This is a genomic window from Vibrio sp. 1CM8B, assembly GCF_023161685.1.
Taxonomy (GTDB): Bacteria; Pseudomonadota; Gammaproteobacteria; order Enterobacterales; family Vibrionaceae; genus Vibrio; species Vibrio coralliirubri.
This window is the reverse complement of sequence record NZ_JALNTU010000008.1, coordinates 137,856-155,785: the sequence shown is the minus strand read 5'-3', so window position 1 is coordinate 155,785 and position 17,930 is coordinate 137,856. Positions and strand designations below refer to the sequence as shown.

The 17,930-nt window shown below is 46.4% G+C and carries 14 protein-coding genes; 8 read left to right on the top strand and 6 right to left on the bottom strand.

Annotated elements, in window-relative coordinates:
* Window positions 1-450 precede the first annotated feature (450 nt).
* A complete protein-coding gene (gene typA / locus MSG36_RS16555) occupies window positions 451-2,286 on the top strand; it encodes a translational GTPase TypA (protein ID WP_017059220.1) in 1,836 nt (611 codons plus the stop codon).
* Between the two features lie 393 nt (window positions 2,287-2,679).
* Here typA and MSG36_RS16550 read toward each other — a convergent pair whose 3' ends face one another.
* Both MSG36_RS16550 and MSG36_RS16545 read right to left on the bottom strand, forming a co-directional pair.
* Window positions 2,680-3,210, bottom strand: coding sequence for an AAA family ATPase (locus MSG36_RS16550; protein ID WP_050652019.1), 531 nt, complete (start codon window positions 3,208-3,210; stop codon window positions 2,680-2,682).
* 30 nt (window positions 3,211-3,240) lie between these two features.
* Entirely contained in the window at window positions 3,241-3,882 is a 642-nt protein-coding gene (locus MSG36_RS16545) for a DUF2959 domain-containing protein (protein ID WP_050652020.1), read from the bottom strand.
* A 42-nt stretch (window positions 3,883-3,924) separates the two neighbouring features.
* Between MSG36_RS16545 and MSG36_RS16540 the strand changes: the two genes are divergently transcribed.
* From MSG36_RS16540 to MSG36_RS16530, 3 genes are read left to right on the top strand one after another with little or no spacing between them, the layout of a single operon-like run.
* The gene (locus tag MSG36_RS16540) at window positions 3,925-4,866 is read left to right on the top strand and encodes a virulence factor BrkB family protein (RefSeq protein ID WP_248368851.1); all 942 of its coding nucleotides are present in this window, start codon (window positions 3,925-3,927) and stop codon (window positions 4,864-4,866) included.
* Window positions 4,838-5,272, top strand: coding sequence for a D-aminoacyl-tRNA deacylase (gene dtd, locus MSG36_RS16535; protein WP_004735590.1), 435 nt, complete (start codon window positions 4,838-4,840; stop codon window positions 5,270-5,272). The genes MSG36_RS16540 and dtd overlap by 29 nt, the downstream gene beginning before the upstream one ends.
* Before the next feature lie 16 nt (window positions 5,273-5,288).
* A complete protein-coding gene (locus MSG36_RS16530; protein WP_048617771.1) occupies window positions 5,289-6,221 on the top strand; it encodes a bifunctional GNAT family N-acetyltransferase/hotdog fold thioesterase in 933 nt (310 codons plus the stop codon).
* A 306-nt stretch (window positions 6,222-6,527) separates the two neighbouring features.
* Here MSG36_RS16530 and MSG36_RS16525 read toward each other — a convergent pair whose 3' ends face one another.
* The 4 genes from MSG36_RS16525 to hslR form a co-directional block, all read right to left on the bottom strand.
* The gene (locus MSG36_RS16525) at window positions 6,528-8,498 is read right to left on the bottom strand and encodes an AsmA family protein (RefSeq protein ID WP_248368849.1); all 1,971 of its coding nucleotides are present in this window, start codon (window positions 8,496-8,498) and stop codon (window positions 6,528-6,530) included.
* 154 nt (window positions 8,499-8,652) lie between these two features.
* Complete coding sequence (gene pckA, locus MSG36_RS16520; protein WP_050652111.1) at window positions 8,653-10,278, bottom strand: phosphoenolpyruvate carboxykinase (ATP); 1,626 nt, start codon at window positions 10,276-10,278, stop codon at window positions 8,653-8,655.
* Between the two features lie 337 nt (window positions 10,279-10,615).
* Window positions 10,616-11,494, bottom strand: coding sequence for an Hsp33 family molecular chaperone HslO (gene hslO / locus MSG36_RS16515; protein ID WP_050619713.1), 879 nt, complete (start codon window positions 11,492-11,494; stop codon window positions 10,616-10,618).
* Between the two features lie 18 nt (window positions 11,495-11,512).
* The gene (hslR, locus tag MSG36_RS16510) at window positions 11,513-11,899 is read right to left on the bottom strand and encodes a ribosome-associated heat shock protein Hsp15 (RefSeq protein ID WP_048607611.1); all 387 of its coding nucleotides are present in this window, start codon (window positions 11,897-11,899) and stop codon (window positions 11,513-11,515) included.
* Between the two features lie 331 nt (window positions 11,900-12,230).
* Here hslR and gspC point away from each other — a divergent pair, with 331 nt between their 5' ends.
* Genes gspC through gspF form a run of 4 tightly spaced genes read left to right on the top strand, consistent with a single transcriptional unit; the run spans window position 12,231 to window position 17,902 of the window.
* Window positions 12,231-13,112, top strand: a complete 882-nt coding sequence (gene gspC, locus MSG36_RS16505) for a type II secretion system protein GspC (protein WP_248368847.1) — start codon at window positions 12,231-12,233, stop codon at window positions 13,110-13,112.
* 41 nt (window positions 13,113-13,153) lie between these two features.
* A complete protein-coding gene (gene gspD / locus MSG36_RS16500) occupies window positions 13,154-15,178 on the top strand; it encodes a type II secretion system secretin GspD (protein ID WP_048607616.1) in 2,025 nt (674 codons plus the stop codon).
* On the top strand, window positions 15,178-16,680 hold the full coding sequence (gspE, locus tag MSG36_RS16495; protein WP_248368845.1) for a type II secretion system ATPase GspE: 1,503 nt from the start codon (window positions 15,178-15,180) through the stop codon (window positions 16,678-16,680). The genes gspD and gspE overlap by 1 nt, the downstream gene beginning before the upstream one ends.
* 1 nt (window position 16,681) lies before the next feature.
* A complete protein-coding gene (gene gspF, locus MSG36_RS16490) occupies window positions 16,682-17,902 on the top strand; it encodes a type II secretion system inner membrane protein GspF (protein WP_048661299.1) in 1,221 nt (406 codons plus the stop codon).
* Window positions 17,903-17,930: the final 28 nt, after the last annotated feature.

Here is a 17,930-nt window from a genome sequence, read left to right as displayed (position 1 = left end):
CGTGCCAAAAAAATTATTCCATTAATTTCAATGATTTACTTGTTTTGCGATTTTGCTTAATCTGGTTTTTGCACCAAAATGATCTCTAGTTGCACCTTGTTGGTGCAGTGGTTTGTCTGTGCACCAATATGAGACATAAGCGAGCACCATTCAGCAATGAATAGCCTAAGTTGTCAATCCACTTTTGTTATTTTGCGGGAGATTTGGCTCGCCACTCGCAGGTGATACTTTTTTAGAGTCCTACGAATTTGGCTGCTCAACACTGTACTGAATCAAAGTTAAGCGGATATGAATCGCTAATAAAGAAAAAAGCCTTGGTTCAGATCACATATTTCTGGGTTTTTGTCTAGAATCTGGTATATTATTGACCGTTTTTTAAATCAAGCTAGCGGTTATTATCCAAACTTTTGAGATAAGTGACGGCTACTTTTATGAGTGAATCGAGAATCCATGTCTACTCCACAGATTGATAAGTTAAGAAATATCGCGATCATCGCGCACGTTGACCACGGTAAAACGACTTTGGTTGATAAACTGCTACAACAGTCAGGCACTCTTGAGTCTCGTGGTGAAGCTGAAGAGCGTGTCATGGATTCGAATGACATCGAAAAAGAGCGTGGCATTACCATTCTTGCTAAGAACACAGCAATCAACTGGAATGATTACCGCATCAACATCGTAGATACTCCGGGACACGCGGACTTCGGTGGTGAAGTTGAGCGTATCATGTCTATGGTTGACTCTGTTCTGCTTATCGTTGACGCAGTTGACGGCCCAATGCCTCAAACTCGTTTCGTAACGCAAAAAGCATTCGCACACGGTCTTAAGCCAATCGTTGTAATCAACAAGATTGACCGCCCAGGCGCTCGTCCTGATTGGGTTATGGATCAAGTATTCGACCTTTTCGACAACCTAGGTGCTACTGATGAGCAACTAGACTTCACAGTTGTTTACGCTTCAGCTCTAAACGGTTGGGCAACAATGACTGAAGGCGAAACTGGCGAGAACATGGAACCATTGTTCCAAGCTGTTGTTGATACAGTAGACGCGCCTGCAGTTGACCTTGACGGTCCACTACAAATGCAAATTTCGCAACTTGATTACAGCTCTTACGTAGGTGTTATCGGTGTTGCTCGTGTTACTCGTGGTTCTGTTAAGCCAAACCAACAAGTAACTATCGTAAATGCAGAAGGCAAAAAACGTAACGGTAAAGTAGGTACAGTTCTTGGTTACCTAGGTCTTGACCGTCACGAAGTTGAGCAAGCTAACGCTGGCGACATCATTGCAATCACTGGTCTTGGTGAGCTGAAAATTTCAGACACTATCTGTGACGTAAACAATGTTGAAGCAATGACTCCGCTTTCTGTTGATGAACCAACAGTAACAATGACGTTCCAAGTAAACACTTCTCCGTTCGCGGGTAAAGAAGGTAAGTTCGTTACTTCACGTAACATCCTTGAGCGTCTAGAGAAAGAACTAGTACACAACGTTGCACTACGTGTTGAAGAAACTGATAACCCAGATCGTTTCCGTGTTTCAGGTCGTGGTGAACTTCACCTATCTATCCTGATCGAAAACATGCGTCGTGAAGGTTTCGAGCTAGCTGTATCTCGTCCAGAAGTTATCATCAAGAAAGACGAAGATGGCAACCTAACTGAACCGTTTGAAACTGTGACTATCGACGTGCTTGAAGAGCACCAAGGTGGCATCATGGAAAACATCGGTCTACGTAAAGGTGAACTAACTGATATGTCTCCAGATGGCAAAGGCCGTGTTCGCATGGACTTCATGATGCCTTCTCGTGGTCTTATCGGTTTCCAAACTGAGTTCCTAACGCTAACGTCTGGTTCTGGTCTTCTTTACCACTCATTTGATCACTACGGTCCTCACAAAGGCGGCGTAATCGGTCAACGTAACAACGGTGTTCTAATCTCGAACGCTACTGGTAAAGCTCTGACTTACGCACTATTCAACCTACAAGAACGTGGTCGTCTATTTGCTGAGCACGCGGATGAAGTATACGAAGGTCAAATCATCGGTATTCATAACCGTTCAAACGACCTAACAGTAAACTGTCTGAAAGGTAAGCAGCTAACGAACGTTCGTGCATCAGGTACTGATGAAGCACAGGTTCTTTCGCCACCTATCCGTCACACTCTAGAGCAAGCTCTTGAGTTCATCGACGAAGACGAACTAGTAGAAGTAACGCCAGTAAGCATTCGTATCCGTAAGAAGCTTCTTACTGAAAACGAACGTAAGCGTGCAGCACGTCCAGCTAAGGCTTAATTGCCAGCTGACTAGCTTCTAGCTAACAAGCCATAAAGAAAGCCCCGAGTAGCCTAGCTGCTCGGGGCTTTTGTTTTTTAGTTTGTTTAGATTCGAGTAAACGAGATGCGGGATACGAAGAGCGTATTTAGGCTGGAGATAGTCAGCCACTAAGAGGGTGACTATCTTTGGTCCCCGTTCTCTTTTATCCATTTCCTGTCATCGAATCGTCATTCCAGAATTGAGGAACGAAATGTCTGGAATCTTTCTCTTGCGGTATCCAAGGGGTTCCCATTCATGCACGTACCTCGCTGTAGGGAGTGACGGCAGTTTGTTTAGATGCGGGTAACCGAGATACGAAGAGTGTTTAAGTCTTCGTCATCCTCAAGAGGGAGGAACGACCGAGTTGGGGATCTAGCTTTTGATACCTAAGTAACGCTCAACGAATCGAACCCGTTCTTCGACTGGCATAAACGGCACTTCAACCACCTCATAACCTAGCTCTTCATAGACTCTGATTAGCGCGTGGTGAATCTCTAAGGCTCCTTCAAAGGGATAAGGACGCACTTCATCTTGCACATAGATAGAAGCTTCTGGGCGACAGAACAAGGCTTGTGAGTGATAGCCTTGGCTAGCTTCTCGGTAGATTTCGTCAATCTCAAGGTTCGCCTGAGTTAAATAACCGCAGATATCTGGAATGGCACGATCGAGAAACGCAATCGGGTGCTGCCTCGCTTGCTCTTTCTGCTCGCTCATTACACCTAAACATAGCTCAGCAAAGCCCGGAAGGTCTAACCAAGGTAAGATACCGTTCTCAAGTTGGCTCTGCTGTTCGATTAACTGACGAGAGGACTCTGCGAAGGTGGGATAACCCGCATCACCCAAGGCATTGATCAATGCGGTTTTTCCGGCGCCAGGGCCGCCAGTAATAATGATTGGGTTCATACGAGCTTATCTTATTTGCGTCTACGGGCGTTATTTCTGGTTCAGTTGATCAAGGAATTTATCCGATTCGGCGATCGCAGCATTCATCTGTTCTATCGCGTAGGCGATGTCTTTTTCTAAGCTCATAAACTCGCCCTGCAGTGAACCGACAGCGCTCGCATTGAGGTTGTGCTTCAAGTAAAGCGTGTTGTCGCGAAGGGTATTGAGCACAGGATCCATTTTCTTCTCGGCGCGCTTCATTGCTGACAGCATCGTTTGGTAAGACGATTTAGTTTCACGAAGCTTTTGCTCGCTCGAGCGGCGCAGTGAATCACTGGTGTAGAGATCTAACTCACCCTGCCACTCTTCAAACAGCGCATCCGACACATCTTCAATCGCAGCAATGCGGTCACTGACATTTTGCGCGGCTTTCTCGCTGTCTTGGTATTTATCGTTGATTTGGTTGTACATGTCTTCAAGGTCGCCACCACTGAAATTAGTCAGGCTACTCAAGGCTTCAAGTGCGCTGGTAAACTCTTCCTGAGCATCCTGCTGCGACTCTTTAGCGTCTTCCACTCTATCGACCATAATGTCGCGCTTGTGATAGCCCACTTGCTCCATGGCGGAGTAATAAGCTGATTGGCATCCAGTAAGAGTAAAAATAGAGAGGACTATAACTATTAAATAAGGCATCCTAGTTTCCTATAGTTAAGTAACGGAATATTAATTAGGACTATGAACGAGTTACCAGGGAGTTACAAGTTGAAGATAAAAAAGGTCGCCACACTCAGTATTCAGTTTTCTCGCTATCTTTTGGCGCGCATGACGCATGATAGAGTCAACGTGAATGCGGGGTACTTGGCGTACATTACCTTGCTCTCAATTGTGCCGATGTTGACGGTTTTGCTCTCTATCTTGTCGTCATTCTCAGTCTTTGCTGATGTTGGCGTGGTGATTCAAAATTTCGTCATTACCAACTTTGTTCCAGCATCAGGAGATGCGGTGCACGGTGCTTTGTTAGAGTTCGTTGCCAATACCGGCAAGATGACGGCGGTAGGTAGTGTGTTCTTATTCATTGCAGCGCTGATGCTGATCTCGAATATTGATAAGAACCTAAACTATATCTGGCGAGTAACGGAAAAGCGACGTGCGGTGCTGTCTTTTTCTATGTACTGGATGGTGCTCACGCTTGGACCTATCTTGGTCGGTGCGAGTATTGCTGCAACGTCTTACGTGACATCATTGAGCTTATTGCAAAATGAGGTGGTGTCTGGTGCCTTTAATACCGTGATTCGCAAACTTCCTTTGATTCTCTCTTTCTTTGCGTTCTTCGGTCTGTACCTGCTGGTTCCCAACAAAAAGATACACTTTTCTCATGCAGCAGTGGGCTCTCTGGTTGCGGCTCTGTTGTTCGAACTCAGTAAGAAAGGCTTTGCAGCCTACATTACGCAATTCCCTTCTTACCAGTTGATTTATGGCGCATTAGCGGCAATTCCTATTCTGTTTGTTTGGGTGTATTTGTGCTGGTTGATCGTGCTGGTGGGGGCTGAGGTGACTGCCGCATTGGGTGAGCAGGAACAGTGGAGTGACTCGAAAGAAATGGTACACTCGTCGGATAAAGACAAAATCACAGAGCAAGGAAACAACAGTGATAGCACTGATCCAGAGAGTAAGTGAAGCTGCCGTCCGTGTTGATGGCGAAGTAGTTGGTGAGATTGAGCAAGGCTTATTGGTTCTGTTAGGCGTAGAAAAAGGTGATGACGAAGCCAAAGCCAAACGTTTGATGGAACGAGTGACCACTTATCGTGTCTTTGGAGATGAAGACGATAAAATGAACCTCAACGTGAAGCAGGTAGAAGGTAAGGTATTAGTGGTGTCTCAATTCACTCTGCCGGCCGATACCAAGAAAGGAACACGAGCAGGGTTCTCTCGTGGTGCTCACCCAGAAGATGCTGAGCGTCTTTACAACTATTTCTCTGACCAGTGTGAATCAGTGTTGCCAACGGAACGTGGCCGATTCGCAGCCGACATGAAAGTGTCTTTGGTTAATGATGGCCCAGTGACATTCTGGCTGCAGGTTTAGGCTTAAAGGAATAAGCATGTTTAAACTCATAACACCAACCACCGAAAATCAGCTAAACAAGTATTACCATTTTCGTTGGCAGATGCTCCGTGAACCTTGGCGAATGCCGGTAGGTTCTGAGCGCGATGAATATGACCCAATGAGTCACCATCGCATGATTGTTGATGGTCGTGGTCGCCCGATGGCGATTGGTCGTCTGTATATCACTCCAGATCTGGAAGGTCAGATCCGCTATATGGCGGTGAAGAAATCTCGCCAAAGTAAAGGCATGGGTTCGTTGATTCTAGTCGCACTTGAGTCATTGGCTCGCCAAGAGGGGGCTAAGCGCTTAGTGTGTAATGCACGTGAAGATGCGATCTCATTCTATGAGAAGAATGAATTTGAACGTCGCGGTGAGATTAACGATCAACGTGGCCCTGTGCGTCATCAACAGATGGTTAAGCATCTTGACCCAATGGCAGACGTTCTACGCAAGCCTGAGTGGTGTAATGAGCTTCAGCAGCGCTGGGAACATCAGATCCCGATCAGTGACAAGATGGGCATCAAGATCAACCAATACACGGGTTACCAATTTGAGTGTAGTGCTCAGCTGAATCCCAACTTGAACCCGCATAATACCATGTTTGCAGGCTCTGCCTTTACCTTAGCGACCTTAACTGGTTGGGGGATGACTTGGTTATTGATGAAAGAACGCGGGTTGACCGGTGATATCGTGCTGGCAGATAGTAATATTCGTTACCGTCACCCGGTTGAGCAAAACCCTGTTGCCTCTACTTCATTGGATGGGATCAGTGGCGACTTGGATCGCCTTGCGTCAGGAAGAAAGGCACGTATCATCATTCATGTGACCATTCATAGCGGCGATGTGGAAGCGGTAGAGTTTACGGGAACCTATATGCTGATCCCTGACTACAAAAAGGTACTCTCGACAGATACTAGGGCGTGTTGATTTTTCGAGCTGGCTTTTGCAGCGAGTTGCTGGGTATTTATACAAGGCAGAGGCTTTGATGTGTAGCTAGCCTACATGAGAAACCGATAACGCAGTAGAAATGACCAGCAAACGCTGCCCGGAGGGTTCGGCTAAAAGCGTTTTACTCTTTGTTGAGGGAGATTTGCTTAGAATGACTAGGCTACTTCCCCCTCGCCGCGATTAAAACGCTTTTATCTCGAACAAAATTCAACCACGAAAGGTCAACACGCCCTAATGTGAGCGAATAGCTAACACCGGTAATACTGTCGATATTGACTGAAAGCGCTACTCCTGAGGAGTGGCGCTTTTTTGTTGGCAGTCGTTAATCTCCGAATACTCAGCTTGGGTGAGCTTTCCTGAGATTTGATGACATGGGTCCGATAGGGTAATCGAGAGGGTGTGTTGCTCGGCTTTAAGCAAGTCGAGTTCTCCAGAAGCCTCGCCATTGAGCGTTTGAACCCTTTGTTCGCCTTGCTCTGCTGCTGATGCACCAATAATGTGCATCGGTTCGAGAGTGAAGCGCCCACGGTCAAAATGCGCATTAAGCTCTGGAATTTCAAACACGTTATCAGTCGATGTTTCAGAAAGCTTGTCATTAAAGGTCATCACACCCTGGCGAACGCTGCCAGTGAGTTGCCCTGTGGTTGAGTAACCGAGCATCAGAGAGTCGCCATATAAACCTGCGGCTTGAAGTTCAAACTCGCCATAACCGGTTGCATCGAGTGGTAATTCAAGTCGCTGCAGCATAGGCGCTATCGGTAGCCCATCGGCAGAAATATCTAAGCTCCATGGCTTGCTGATTTGGTTAAAGTCGAGTGTTGCATTGGCTTCAATGTAGCCATTCCTGAGTGGTGCAAACAGACGTGTCAGCGTCCATTTCCCTTGTTCGCTATTCATCTCAACCACAGGCTGTGCGCTGAGAATATTTTGGTAGCTGGCATCATTAGCGCTCGCCATCAGCTTCCCTTGCCACAGGCCCAGTTTTCTATCTTGCAGCAGTTGAACGTGATGCCCCTCGACATGTAATCCAGAGACCTGCCAGTAAGGTTGTTGTGCGAGTTGGATAAGTTGGCTGCGTTCTATGTTAAGTCGGTTAATCTCGACGTTCTGGAGCTGTGTGAGCCAAGGCAATAGGCGAGCCGCCGGTAGAGGGCTATCTTGGTTTTCGGTAATCCACTTGATGCCTTGTAGGTCGAGCTGCGCTAATTCAATGCTGCTAGGGGTGACTTCGCCATTGAGCTGAACAGTGCCCTGCAGCAATTGAGTATAGAAATCCTCAATCAAAATTTGGTTTGGTTCTAGGTTGAGCTTGAGGCTTGGCTCGATGAACATGTCATCATCAATGGTCACTCCTTCTGCTTGCAGAGAAAAAATGGCTTTCTGTTGTTTCCAGATTTCAAAAGGCAGTTGGATATTTTCTAATGAGGCATCAAAGGCTGCGAGGTGGCCATCTTGCCACTCTACGTCACTACGTAGAATATCTAAGCTATTGATGTGATTGATCTGAATACCTGCCACATCCCACTCTTTGCTTAGTAGGCTTTGGGTCTGTTTCTGATTGAGTCGTAAGCCATCGACGGTTACGTTCACCAACGACCAATCTTGTTGATACTGCTCTGCTTGACCGGAAATCTTGGCGCCACGCCAGTCAAAAGAAGCACCATAAAGGGTGCTGTCACTTGGCTTGAGGTCTAGGTCAATCAACAGGTTATCGAATGCTTCACCTTGCCAATACAGTTGTGAGGCAGAAAGTTGGGTTTTTCCATAAGCTAGTAGCGAGTTGTCGTTGTGCCATGTTGGGTCGGAGATCTGCAGGTCGATGCCTCGCGCATTAAACTCTGGCGTCGAAAAGTCGAGATTGTTTATGGCCAGCTGGTGGAGCTTGATGTTTGGTTGGGTAAATAAAGAAGTCAGCGTTTTTAGATCGTCTGCCTCTAACTGCAGGCCACTGATCAAAACAGAGTCAAAGACCAGTTTGGCCTCTGTCATCGAGCAGGGGCTGAACCAAAGATCGATCTTGTCGATATACAGAGATGTCTGCTTTTCTGGTTGGCTTTGGGTAATGCCCATTAAGGTGATGTGATAAGGCGCCTGATACTCAACATCTTCAATGAGTACAGGTTGTTCAATCGTATGCTTGATAAAAAAGTTAGCAACATCCGCACGGTATTGGGTCTGTAGGCTTAATAGCAACGCTGCGATAGTTGCAACGGCGATAGCCAACATAATGCCGAACACCATGAATACCTTTTTCATTCCCTGAAAGCCTTAAATTTCAATAGTCTCAAAACAGAGTGGAACAAAAAGGGGCAAGCAGCAACAAAAAAGCCCCTCAAAAGAGGGGCTTGCTACAAAAATATCACTTTAAATTGGGCGTTCGCTTTTGGCTAAGCCCGAGCAGATGATTGGGTTAGTCCAGTTGAGGGCCAGCCGCAACCAGTGATTTACCTTCAGCGTTGTCTGTGTACTTATCAAAGTTGTTGATGAAGCGCTCTGCTAGATCTTTCGCTTTGCTTTCCCATTGTAGAGGGTCAGTGTACGTATCGCGTGGGTCAAGGATCGCTGGGTCAACATCGTGCAGTGCTAGCGGTACTTCTAGGTTAAACATGGGGATAACCTTAGTTTCAGCGTTGTCGATTGAGCCATCTAGGATAGCGTCGATGATGCCGCGAGTATCTTGGATAGAGATACGTTTACCAGTACCGTTCCAACCTGTGTTCACTAGGTAAGCTTCAGCGCCAGCCGCTTCCATACGCTTCACAAGCACTTCAGCGTACTGAGTTGGGTGAAGAGTTAGGAATGCCGCACCAAATGCCGCAGAGAACGTTGGTGTTGGTTCAGTAATACCACGCTCAGTGCCCGCTAGTTTCGCAGTGAAGCCAGATAGGAAGTGGTACTTCGTTTGCTCTGGAGTCAGTTTAGAAACGGGTGGTAGTACACCGAATGCATCAGCAGTCAGGAAGATAACCTTTTGAGCGTGACCGGCTTTTGATACTGGCTTAACGATGTTGTCGATGTGGTGAATCGGGTAAGAAACACGAGTGTTCTCAGTTTTTGAACCGTCATCAAAATCGATAGAACCATCACCACGAACCGTTACGTTCTCTAGTAGTGCATCACGACGGATTGCATTGTAGATTTCAGGTTCTGCTTCTTTAGATAGACGAATAGTCTTCGCGTAACAACCACCCTCGAAGTTGAAGATGCCATCGTCGTCCCAACCGTGCTCATCATCACCGATTAGCTCACGCTTAGGGTCGGTTGAAAGCGTTGTTTTGCCTGTACCGGATAGGCCGAAGAATACCGCTACATCGCCTTTCTCGCCGACGTTTGCACTACAGTGCATTGAAGCAATGCCTTGTAGAGGAAGTAGGTAGTTCATCATTGCGAACATGCCTTTCTTCATCTCACCGCCGTACCAAGTACCACCGATGATTTGAACGCGCTCTGTTAGGTTGAAAGCAACGAAGTTTTCAGAGTTTAGTCCCTGCTTTTCCCAGTTAGGGTTAGTTGTTTTAGCACCGTTCATTACCACGAAATCAGGTTCGAACGTTGCTAGCTCTTCGTCAGTTGGACGAATGAACATGTTCTTAACGAAGTGCGCTTGCCACGCTACTTCAGTGATAATACGTACACTTAAGCGCGTATCAGGGTTAGCACCACAATAACCGTCGATGACAAACAGGCGCTTGCCAGATAGCTGAGTTGTCACAAGCTCTTTCAGCTCATTCCATACTTCAGTTGTAATCGGTTTGTTGTCATTTTTGCCTTGATCTGACCACCACATGGTATCGCGGGTCGTGTCATCTTTAACAATGTACTTATCTTTTGGTGAGCGGCCAGTAAAGATACCAGTGTCTACCGCAACAGAGCCTAGTTCCGTTACTACGCCTTTTTCGTAGCCTTCCAAACCTGGCAGTGTTTCTTCAACGAATAACTGCTCGTAGCTAGGATTACGAAGAACTTCAGTAACGCCAGTCAGTCCGTGCTTAGTTAGATCAATTTGTGCAGCCTTTGTATGTTCCATAACGGTCATAGGTGCTCCTTGTAGGATATTTTGTAGGGATTTTGTATTAATTTTTTATTGTTATCTGCTCACCATGCTAGCAACGAGACTCGGGGGAAACAGGGATACAGCTCAAAAAATATCCATATTAACCATGGGGTTTTAAGCGTCTCGTCACATATTGGCCCAACTAGTCTATCCTGTACGCAAACCTTTGCGCTAGGGGCGAGAACATTATTAATTGATTAAAATTAAGCGGTGATTTTATTACGAGATGTTACGGAGTTTGCGCTATTTTGATCACAAAAAAGGCCAGCTGAGTGCTGACCTTTTTGGGGTAAATTACGTGTTTTTGGTACGCCGTAAATTAATGAACCGTATTGCTGCCTTTATCTGCTGCTTCTGCGTACAGTGCATCAACATCATTCTTGTCGAACGAGTAGTTTGTGCCACAGTAATCGCAGTGTAGACCAACGCTTCCTTCGGTGCTTAGGATGTCGTAGATCTCTTCTTGAGCAACAGTAATGATTGCTGCTGCACTTCGATCACGTGAACAGCCACAGAAGAACTCAACCGGTTGTGGTGTGAATAGCTGTACTTTCTCTTGGTTGTACAAACGGTAAAGCAGTTCGTTCGCTTCTAGAGTGAATAGCTCTTCGTTTTTCACTGTATCTGTTAGTTGCTCTAGATGCTCGAAGTCGTCTGGAGTACCAGTACCATCAGGCATTACTTGTAGCAACATACCTGCAGCGTGTGCTTTGCCTTCATGCTCACCAGTGCGCAGCCATAGACGAGTCTTAAGCTGTTCAGAGTTAGCGAAGTAGCCTTCAAGCACTTGTGCAAGCGTGTCACCTTCAAGACCAACGATACCTTGGTAACGCTCACCTTTCTTAGGATCAATGGTGATCACTAGGTGACCTTTACCCATTAGGTCGTGTAGACCTGCGTCGTCTGCGATATCGCCTTCAAAGCGAGCAACACCACGGATCTTCTGATCGTGATCGCCATTGATAACTGCTAGAGATACTGGGCCGTCACCTTGCAATTGCATCGTGATAGAACCTTCAAACTTTAGGGTCGCAGTTAATAGCGTTGTTGATACCAATAGCTCACCCAGTAGCTTTTGCACTGGTGCTGGGTATTCCTTGCTAGAAATAATTTGTTGGTACGCTTCATCCATTTGTACCAATTCACCACGTACTGATAGGTCTTCAAATAGGTAGCGATTTAAAACATTGTTGGCCATTTGGCTATTCCTTCTAGCTTATTGATGCTTGAACTTGATGATGTCACGACGTTGCTTCTTATCAGGGCGACGCTCTGGAGCTGGGTTATGAGCATTCAGTTTACGCTGTGTCGCAAACTCTTCTCTTTTTGCCAAGCTCTCGGTGGTTTCTTCATAGAGGGTTTGAGCGATCGGAGCTCCACCACGATGGGCAGAGATTTTCTCGATCGTTACCGTCTTTTCTTCATTACCTTGGCGCAGTGTAATCACAGCCCCAAGTTCGACAATTTTACTTGGTTTGCTGCGCTGACCATTATAGTGGACTTTGCCACCATCGACCATGTTGCGAGCAATAGACCGGGTTTTGTAAAAACGAGCTGCCCACAACCATTTATCGAGTCTGACAGCTTCATTAGCAGTTTTCATATAGGGCTGTGCCTTATTAAGTGAGAAATGAATGCGGTTTAACTGTAATGAACAGTGCGCAACATGTTTTTGATGATGCTTATCACATTAAGTAGAAGCTTAAAGTGGAGGCGGTTGGCATTTTTTTCAAGTCATAATACAAAATAGCCATGTTATGCCGATTTATCGATTTGCTATGATATAGTTCAGGATCTTATTGCTTAAATAAGCTTGGTATCGAACGAATGAATAAAAAAGCTGAAAGTTTAATGATTTGCAGCGTTTGTCGTCATGAAAAGGGACTAGGAAAGTGAACTTTTTAGAGCTCAAAAATCGCGTAGGGAATTCTCCTATGTTGAGCCGCTTATTAGAGAATGGATTTGTACTTCAGCAGAAACTAAGCTTAGCGACCTGTTGTGTATTGATTGCAGCTTCCGCATGGATCTTAGGACAGCTTGCATGGTTTATCGAACCTGCCGAGCAAACCGTCGTGCCTTGGGCAGCAACCGCTTCATCGTCTTCAGCACCTCAATCGACCCTTGATATCTCTTCTTTGCAGCAGAGCAACATGTTTGGTGCTTATAATCCAAGCACGCCCGCTGTGGTTGAACAGCAAGTTATCCAAGATGCGCCTAAGACTCGATTAAACCTCGTTTTAGTGGGCGCAGTAGCGAGCTCGAATCCAAAACTGAGCTTAGCGGTGATCGCCAATCGCGGCACGCAAGCGACCTACGGAATTAATGAAGAGATTGAAGGCACTCGAGCCAAGTTAAAAGCGGTATTAATCGATCGCGTTATCATTGATAACTCAGGACGAGACGAAACCTTGATGCTTGAAGGTATTGAGTACAAGCGTTTGGCTGTATCAGCGCCTGCGCCACCTCGTAGCTCTTCTTCGGTTCGTGGTAATAATCCGGCTTCAGCACAAGAGAAGCTTGATGAAATTAAAGCGAAGATAATGAAAGATCCGCAACAAATCTTCCAATATGTTCGACTGTCTCAGGTGAAGCGCGATGATAGCGTTATTGGTTATCGTGTGAGCCCTGGCAAAGATTCAGAACTTTTTAACTCAGTAGGGCTCCAAAACGGAGATATTGCTACTCAGTTAAATGGTCAAGACCTGACTGACCCCGCCGCTATGGGCAACATATTCCGTTCTATCTCAGAGCTGACAGAGCTAAACCTCGTCGTCGAGAGAGATGGTCAACAACATGAAGTGTTTATTGAATTTTAAAACTTTGCGTCTAACGAAGGACGAAAGTGTAGGAGAAGTACGTGAAGCATTGGTTTAAGAAAAGTGCATGGTTATTGGCAGGAAGCTTAATCTGCACACCCGCAGCCATCGCGAGTGATTTTAGTGCCAGCTTTAAAGGCACTGATATTCAAGAGTTTATTAATATTGTTGGTCGTAACCTAGAGAAGACCATCATCGTTGATCCATCGGTGCGCGGAAAAATCGATGTACGCAGCTACGACGTATTGAATGAAGAGCAATATTACAGCTTCTTCTTAAATGTATTAGAGGTGTATGGCTACGCGGTCGTCGAAATGGACTCGGGTGTTCTTAAGATCATCAAAGCCAAAGATTCGAAAACTTCGGCAATTCCAGTCGTCGGTGACCGTGATTCGATCACTGGCGACAGTGTAGTTACCCGTGTTGTGACGGTACGTAATGTCTCGGTTCGTGAACTTTCTCCTCTGCTTCGTCAACTGAACGACAATGCTGGCGCGGGTAACGTTGTGCACTACGACCCAGCCAATATCATCCTCATTACAGGCCGAGCGGCGGTCGTAAACCGTTTAGCTGAAATCATCAAGCGTGTTGACCAAGCAGGTGATAAAGAGATTGAAGTTGTTGAGCTAAAGAACGCTTCAGCGGCAGAGATGGTGCGCATTGTTGACGCTCTAAGCAAAACCACAGATGCGAAGAATACGCCTGCATTTCTACAGCCTAAATTGGTTGCGGATGAGCGTACCAATGCGATTCTGATTTCAGGTGACCCTAAGGTTCGTAGCCGATTAAGAAAGCTTATCGAGCAGCTTGATGTCGAAATGGCAACTAAGGGTAACAACCAGGTAATCTACCTTAAATACGCAAAAGCAGAAGATCTTGTTGATGTGCTGAAAGGCGTGTCGGACAACCTACAATCAGAGAAGCAGTCATCAACCAAAGGCAGCTCATCGCAACGCAACCAAGTAATGATCTCAGCTCACAGTGATACCAACTCTTTGGTTATTACTGCACAGCCAGACATCATGAATGCCCTGCAAGATGTGATCGCTCAACTCGATATCCGTCGTGCTCAGGTATTGATCGAAGCCTTGATTGTCGAAATGGCAGAAGGTGACGGCGTTAATCTTGGTGTGCAGTGGGGTAACTTAGAAACGGGTGCAATGATCCAGTACAGCAACACTGGTGCGTCGATTGGTGGCGTGATGGTTGGCCTAGAAGAAGCAAAAGATTCTACGACAACCACCGCTGTTTATGACTCTGACGGAAAATTCCTACGAAATGAAACTACCACTGAAGAAGGTGACTATTCAACCTTAGCTTCTGCACTTTCAGGTGTTAATGGTGCAGCCATGAGCGTGGTGATGGGGGACTGGACAGCTTTGATCAGTGCGGTAGCCACCGATTCAAATTCCAACATCCTATCTTCTCCGAGTATCACGGTAATGGACAACGGCGAAGCGTCATTCATTGTGGGTGAAGAGGTTCCCGTTCTGACAGGCTCGACGGCGGGTTCAAGTAACGATAACCCATTCCAAACGGTTGAACGTAAAGAAGTGGGCATCAAACTGAAAGTGGTCCCACAAATCAATGAAGGCGATTCTGTTCAGCTGAATATTGAACAAGAAGTATCGAACGTATTAGGCGCAAACGGTGCGGTTGATGTGCGTTTTGCTAAACGTCAATTGAATACGTCGGTGATTGTTCAAGATGGCCAAATGTTGGTGCTTGGTGGCTTGATTGACGAGCGTGCATTAGAGAGTGAGTCTAAAGTACCATTCTTGGGTGATATCCCAGTGCTAGGGCACTTATTCAAATCTACCAGCACTCAGGTTGAGAAAAAGAACCTAATGGTATTCATTAAGCCAACCATCATTCGTGATGGCATGACGGCGGATGGTATCACTCAGCGTAAATACAACTTCATCCGAGCTGAGCAGTTGTACAAGGCAGAGCAAGGTCTGAAACTGTTGGATGACGATAACATCCCGGTATTGCCTAAATTTGGTGCCGATATGAATCACCCGGCTGAAATCCAAGCCTTCATCGATCAAATGGAAACAGAATAATGGCTGAATTGGTAGGGGCGGCACGTACTTATCAGCGCTTGCCGTTTAGCTTTGCGAATCGCTACAAGATGGTGTTGGAATATCAGCACCCAGAGCGTGCGCCGGTACTTTATTACGTGGAGCCTCTAAAATCGGCGGCGATCATTGAAGTAAGCCGTGTGGTGAAAAATGGCTTCACGCCACAAGCGATCAGCGCAGACGAATTTGATAAAAAATTAACCGATGCGTATCAGCGTGACTCGTCGGAAGCTCGTCAGCTAATGGAAGACATTGGTGCCGACAACGACGATTTCTTCTCATTAGCAGAAGAGTTGCCACAAGATGAAGACTTGCTCGAATCGGAAGACGATGCGCCAATCATCAAGTTAATCAATGCGATGTTGGGTGAGGCGATTAAAGAAGGCGCTTCGGATATTCATATCGAAACCTTCGAGAAGTCACTGTCTATCCGTTTCCGTATTGATGGTGTGTTACGTGATGTGTTAGCGCCAAGTCGTAAATTGGCTCCGCTGTTAGTTTCGCGTGTGAAGGTTATGGCTAAATTGGATATTGCGGAAAAACGCGTGCCACAGGATGGTCGTATTTCTCTGCGTATCGGTGGCCGAGCGGTCGATGTTCGTGTATCAACCATGCCGTCTTCGCACGGTGAGCGTGTGGTAATGCGTCTGTTGGATAAGAACGCTACTCGTCTAGACTTGCACAGTTTAGGCATGACGGCCGAGAACCACGAAAACTTCCGTAAGCTTATTCAGCGCCCACACGGTATTATCTTGGTTACCGGCCCTACAGGTTCTGGTAAATCAACGACTTTGTATGCTGGCCTGCAAGAGCTCAACAGCAACGAGCGAAATATTCTAACCGTTGAAGACCCAATCGAATTCGATATCGATGGTATTGGCCAAACACAAGTGAACCCTAAGGTTGATATGACCTTTGCGCGTGGTTTACGTGCCATTCTTCGTCAAGACCCGGATGTGGTAATGATTGGTGAGATACGTGACTTAGAGACTGCAGAGATCGCTGTTCAAGCCTCTTTGACCGGTCACTTAGTAATGTCGACTCTGCATACCAATACGGCAATCGGTGCGATTACGCGTCTACGTGATATGGGCATCGAACCCTTCTTGATCTCTTCTTCACTGCTGGGTGTTTTGGCTCAGCGCTTGGTTCGCACCCTGTGTAACGACTGTAAAGAACCTTATGAAGCGGACAAAGAGCAGAAAAAACTGTTTGGGTTGAAGAAGAAAGACAGCCTGACGCTTTACCATGCCAAAGGGTGTGAAAGCTGCAGCCACAAAGGCTATCGAGGCCGTACCGGTATTCATGAGCTATTGATGATTGACGATTCGGTACAAGAGCTGATTCACAGTGAAGCTGGTGAACAGGCAATTGAGAAAGCAATTCGTGGCACAACACCAAGTATTCGAGATGATGGCTTGAGCAAAGTTCTGAAAGGGGTAACGTCCCTAGAAGAAGTGATGCGCGTGACCAAGGAAGTCTAGTATGGCGGCATTTGAATACAAAGCACTGGATGCCAAGGGTAAAAGTAAAAAGGGCTCGATTGAAGCGGATAACGCTCGTCAAGCTCGCCAGCGCTTAAAAGAACAAGGCTTGATGCCGGTTGAGATGACCGAAGCTAAAGCTAAAACAGCGAAAGGTGCTCAGCCTTCGACCAGCTTTAAGCGTGGTATCAGCACGCCAGACCTTGCTTTGATTACTCGTCAAATATCGACGCTCGTTCAATCTGGTATGCCGCTAGAAGAGTGCTTGAAAGCCGTTGCCGAACAGTCTGAAAAGCCACGTATTCGAACCATGTTACTGGCGGTTCGTTCGAAGGTAACGGAAGGTTATTCGCTAGCCGATAGCTTGGCTGATTACCCTCACATTTTTGATGAACTTTTTAGAGCCATGGTCGCAGCTGGTGAGAAATCGGGTCACTTAGATGCGGTATTGGAGCGACTGGCCGATTACGCAGAAAACCGTCAGAAGATGCGTTCTAAGTTGCTGCAAGCGATGATCTACCCTGTGGTGCTGGTGGTGTTTGCGGTGACGATTGTTTCGTTCCTGTTGGCAACTGTGGTACCTAAGATCGTTGAGCCGATTATCCAAATGGGCCAAGAGCTTCCTCAATCGACACAATTTTTATTGGCATCGAGTGAATTTATCCAGAATTGGGGCATCCAATTACTGTTGTTGATCATTGGTGTAATTGTGTTGATTAAGACCGCGCTGAAAAAGCCGGGTGTTCGTATGAGTTGGGATCGCAAGCTATTAAGCATTCCACTGATCGGCAAGATCGCGAAAGGGATTAATACCTCTCGTTTTGCACGAACACTCTCTATCTGTACCTCGAGTGCGATTCCTATCCTTGAAGGGATGAAGGTTGCTGTAGATGTGATGTCGAATCACCATGTGAAGCAGCAAGTACTGCAGGCGTCAGACAGTGTTAGAGAGGGGGCAAGCCTGCGTAAAGCGCTCGATCAAACCAAACTCTTCCCTCCGATGATGCTGCATATGATCGCCAGTGGTGAGCAAAGTGGTCAGTTAGAGCAAATGCTGACAAGAGCGGCGGACAACCAAGACCAAAGCTTTGAATCGACGGTGAATATTGCGTTAGGTATCTTTACGCCAGCACTTATCGCTTTGATGGCAGGCTTAGTGCTGTTCATTGTGATGGCGACTCTAATGCCGATGCTTGAAATGAATAATTTGATGAGCGGTTAACCAACAGCTCATAAGACGTTAGTTTTTG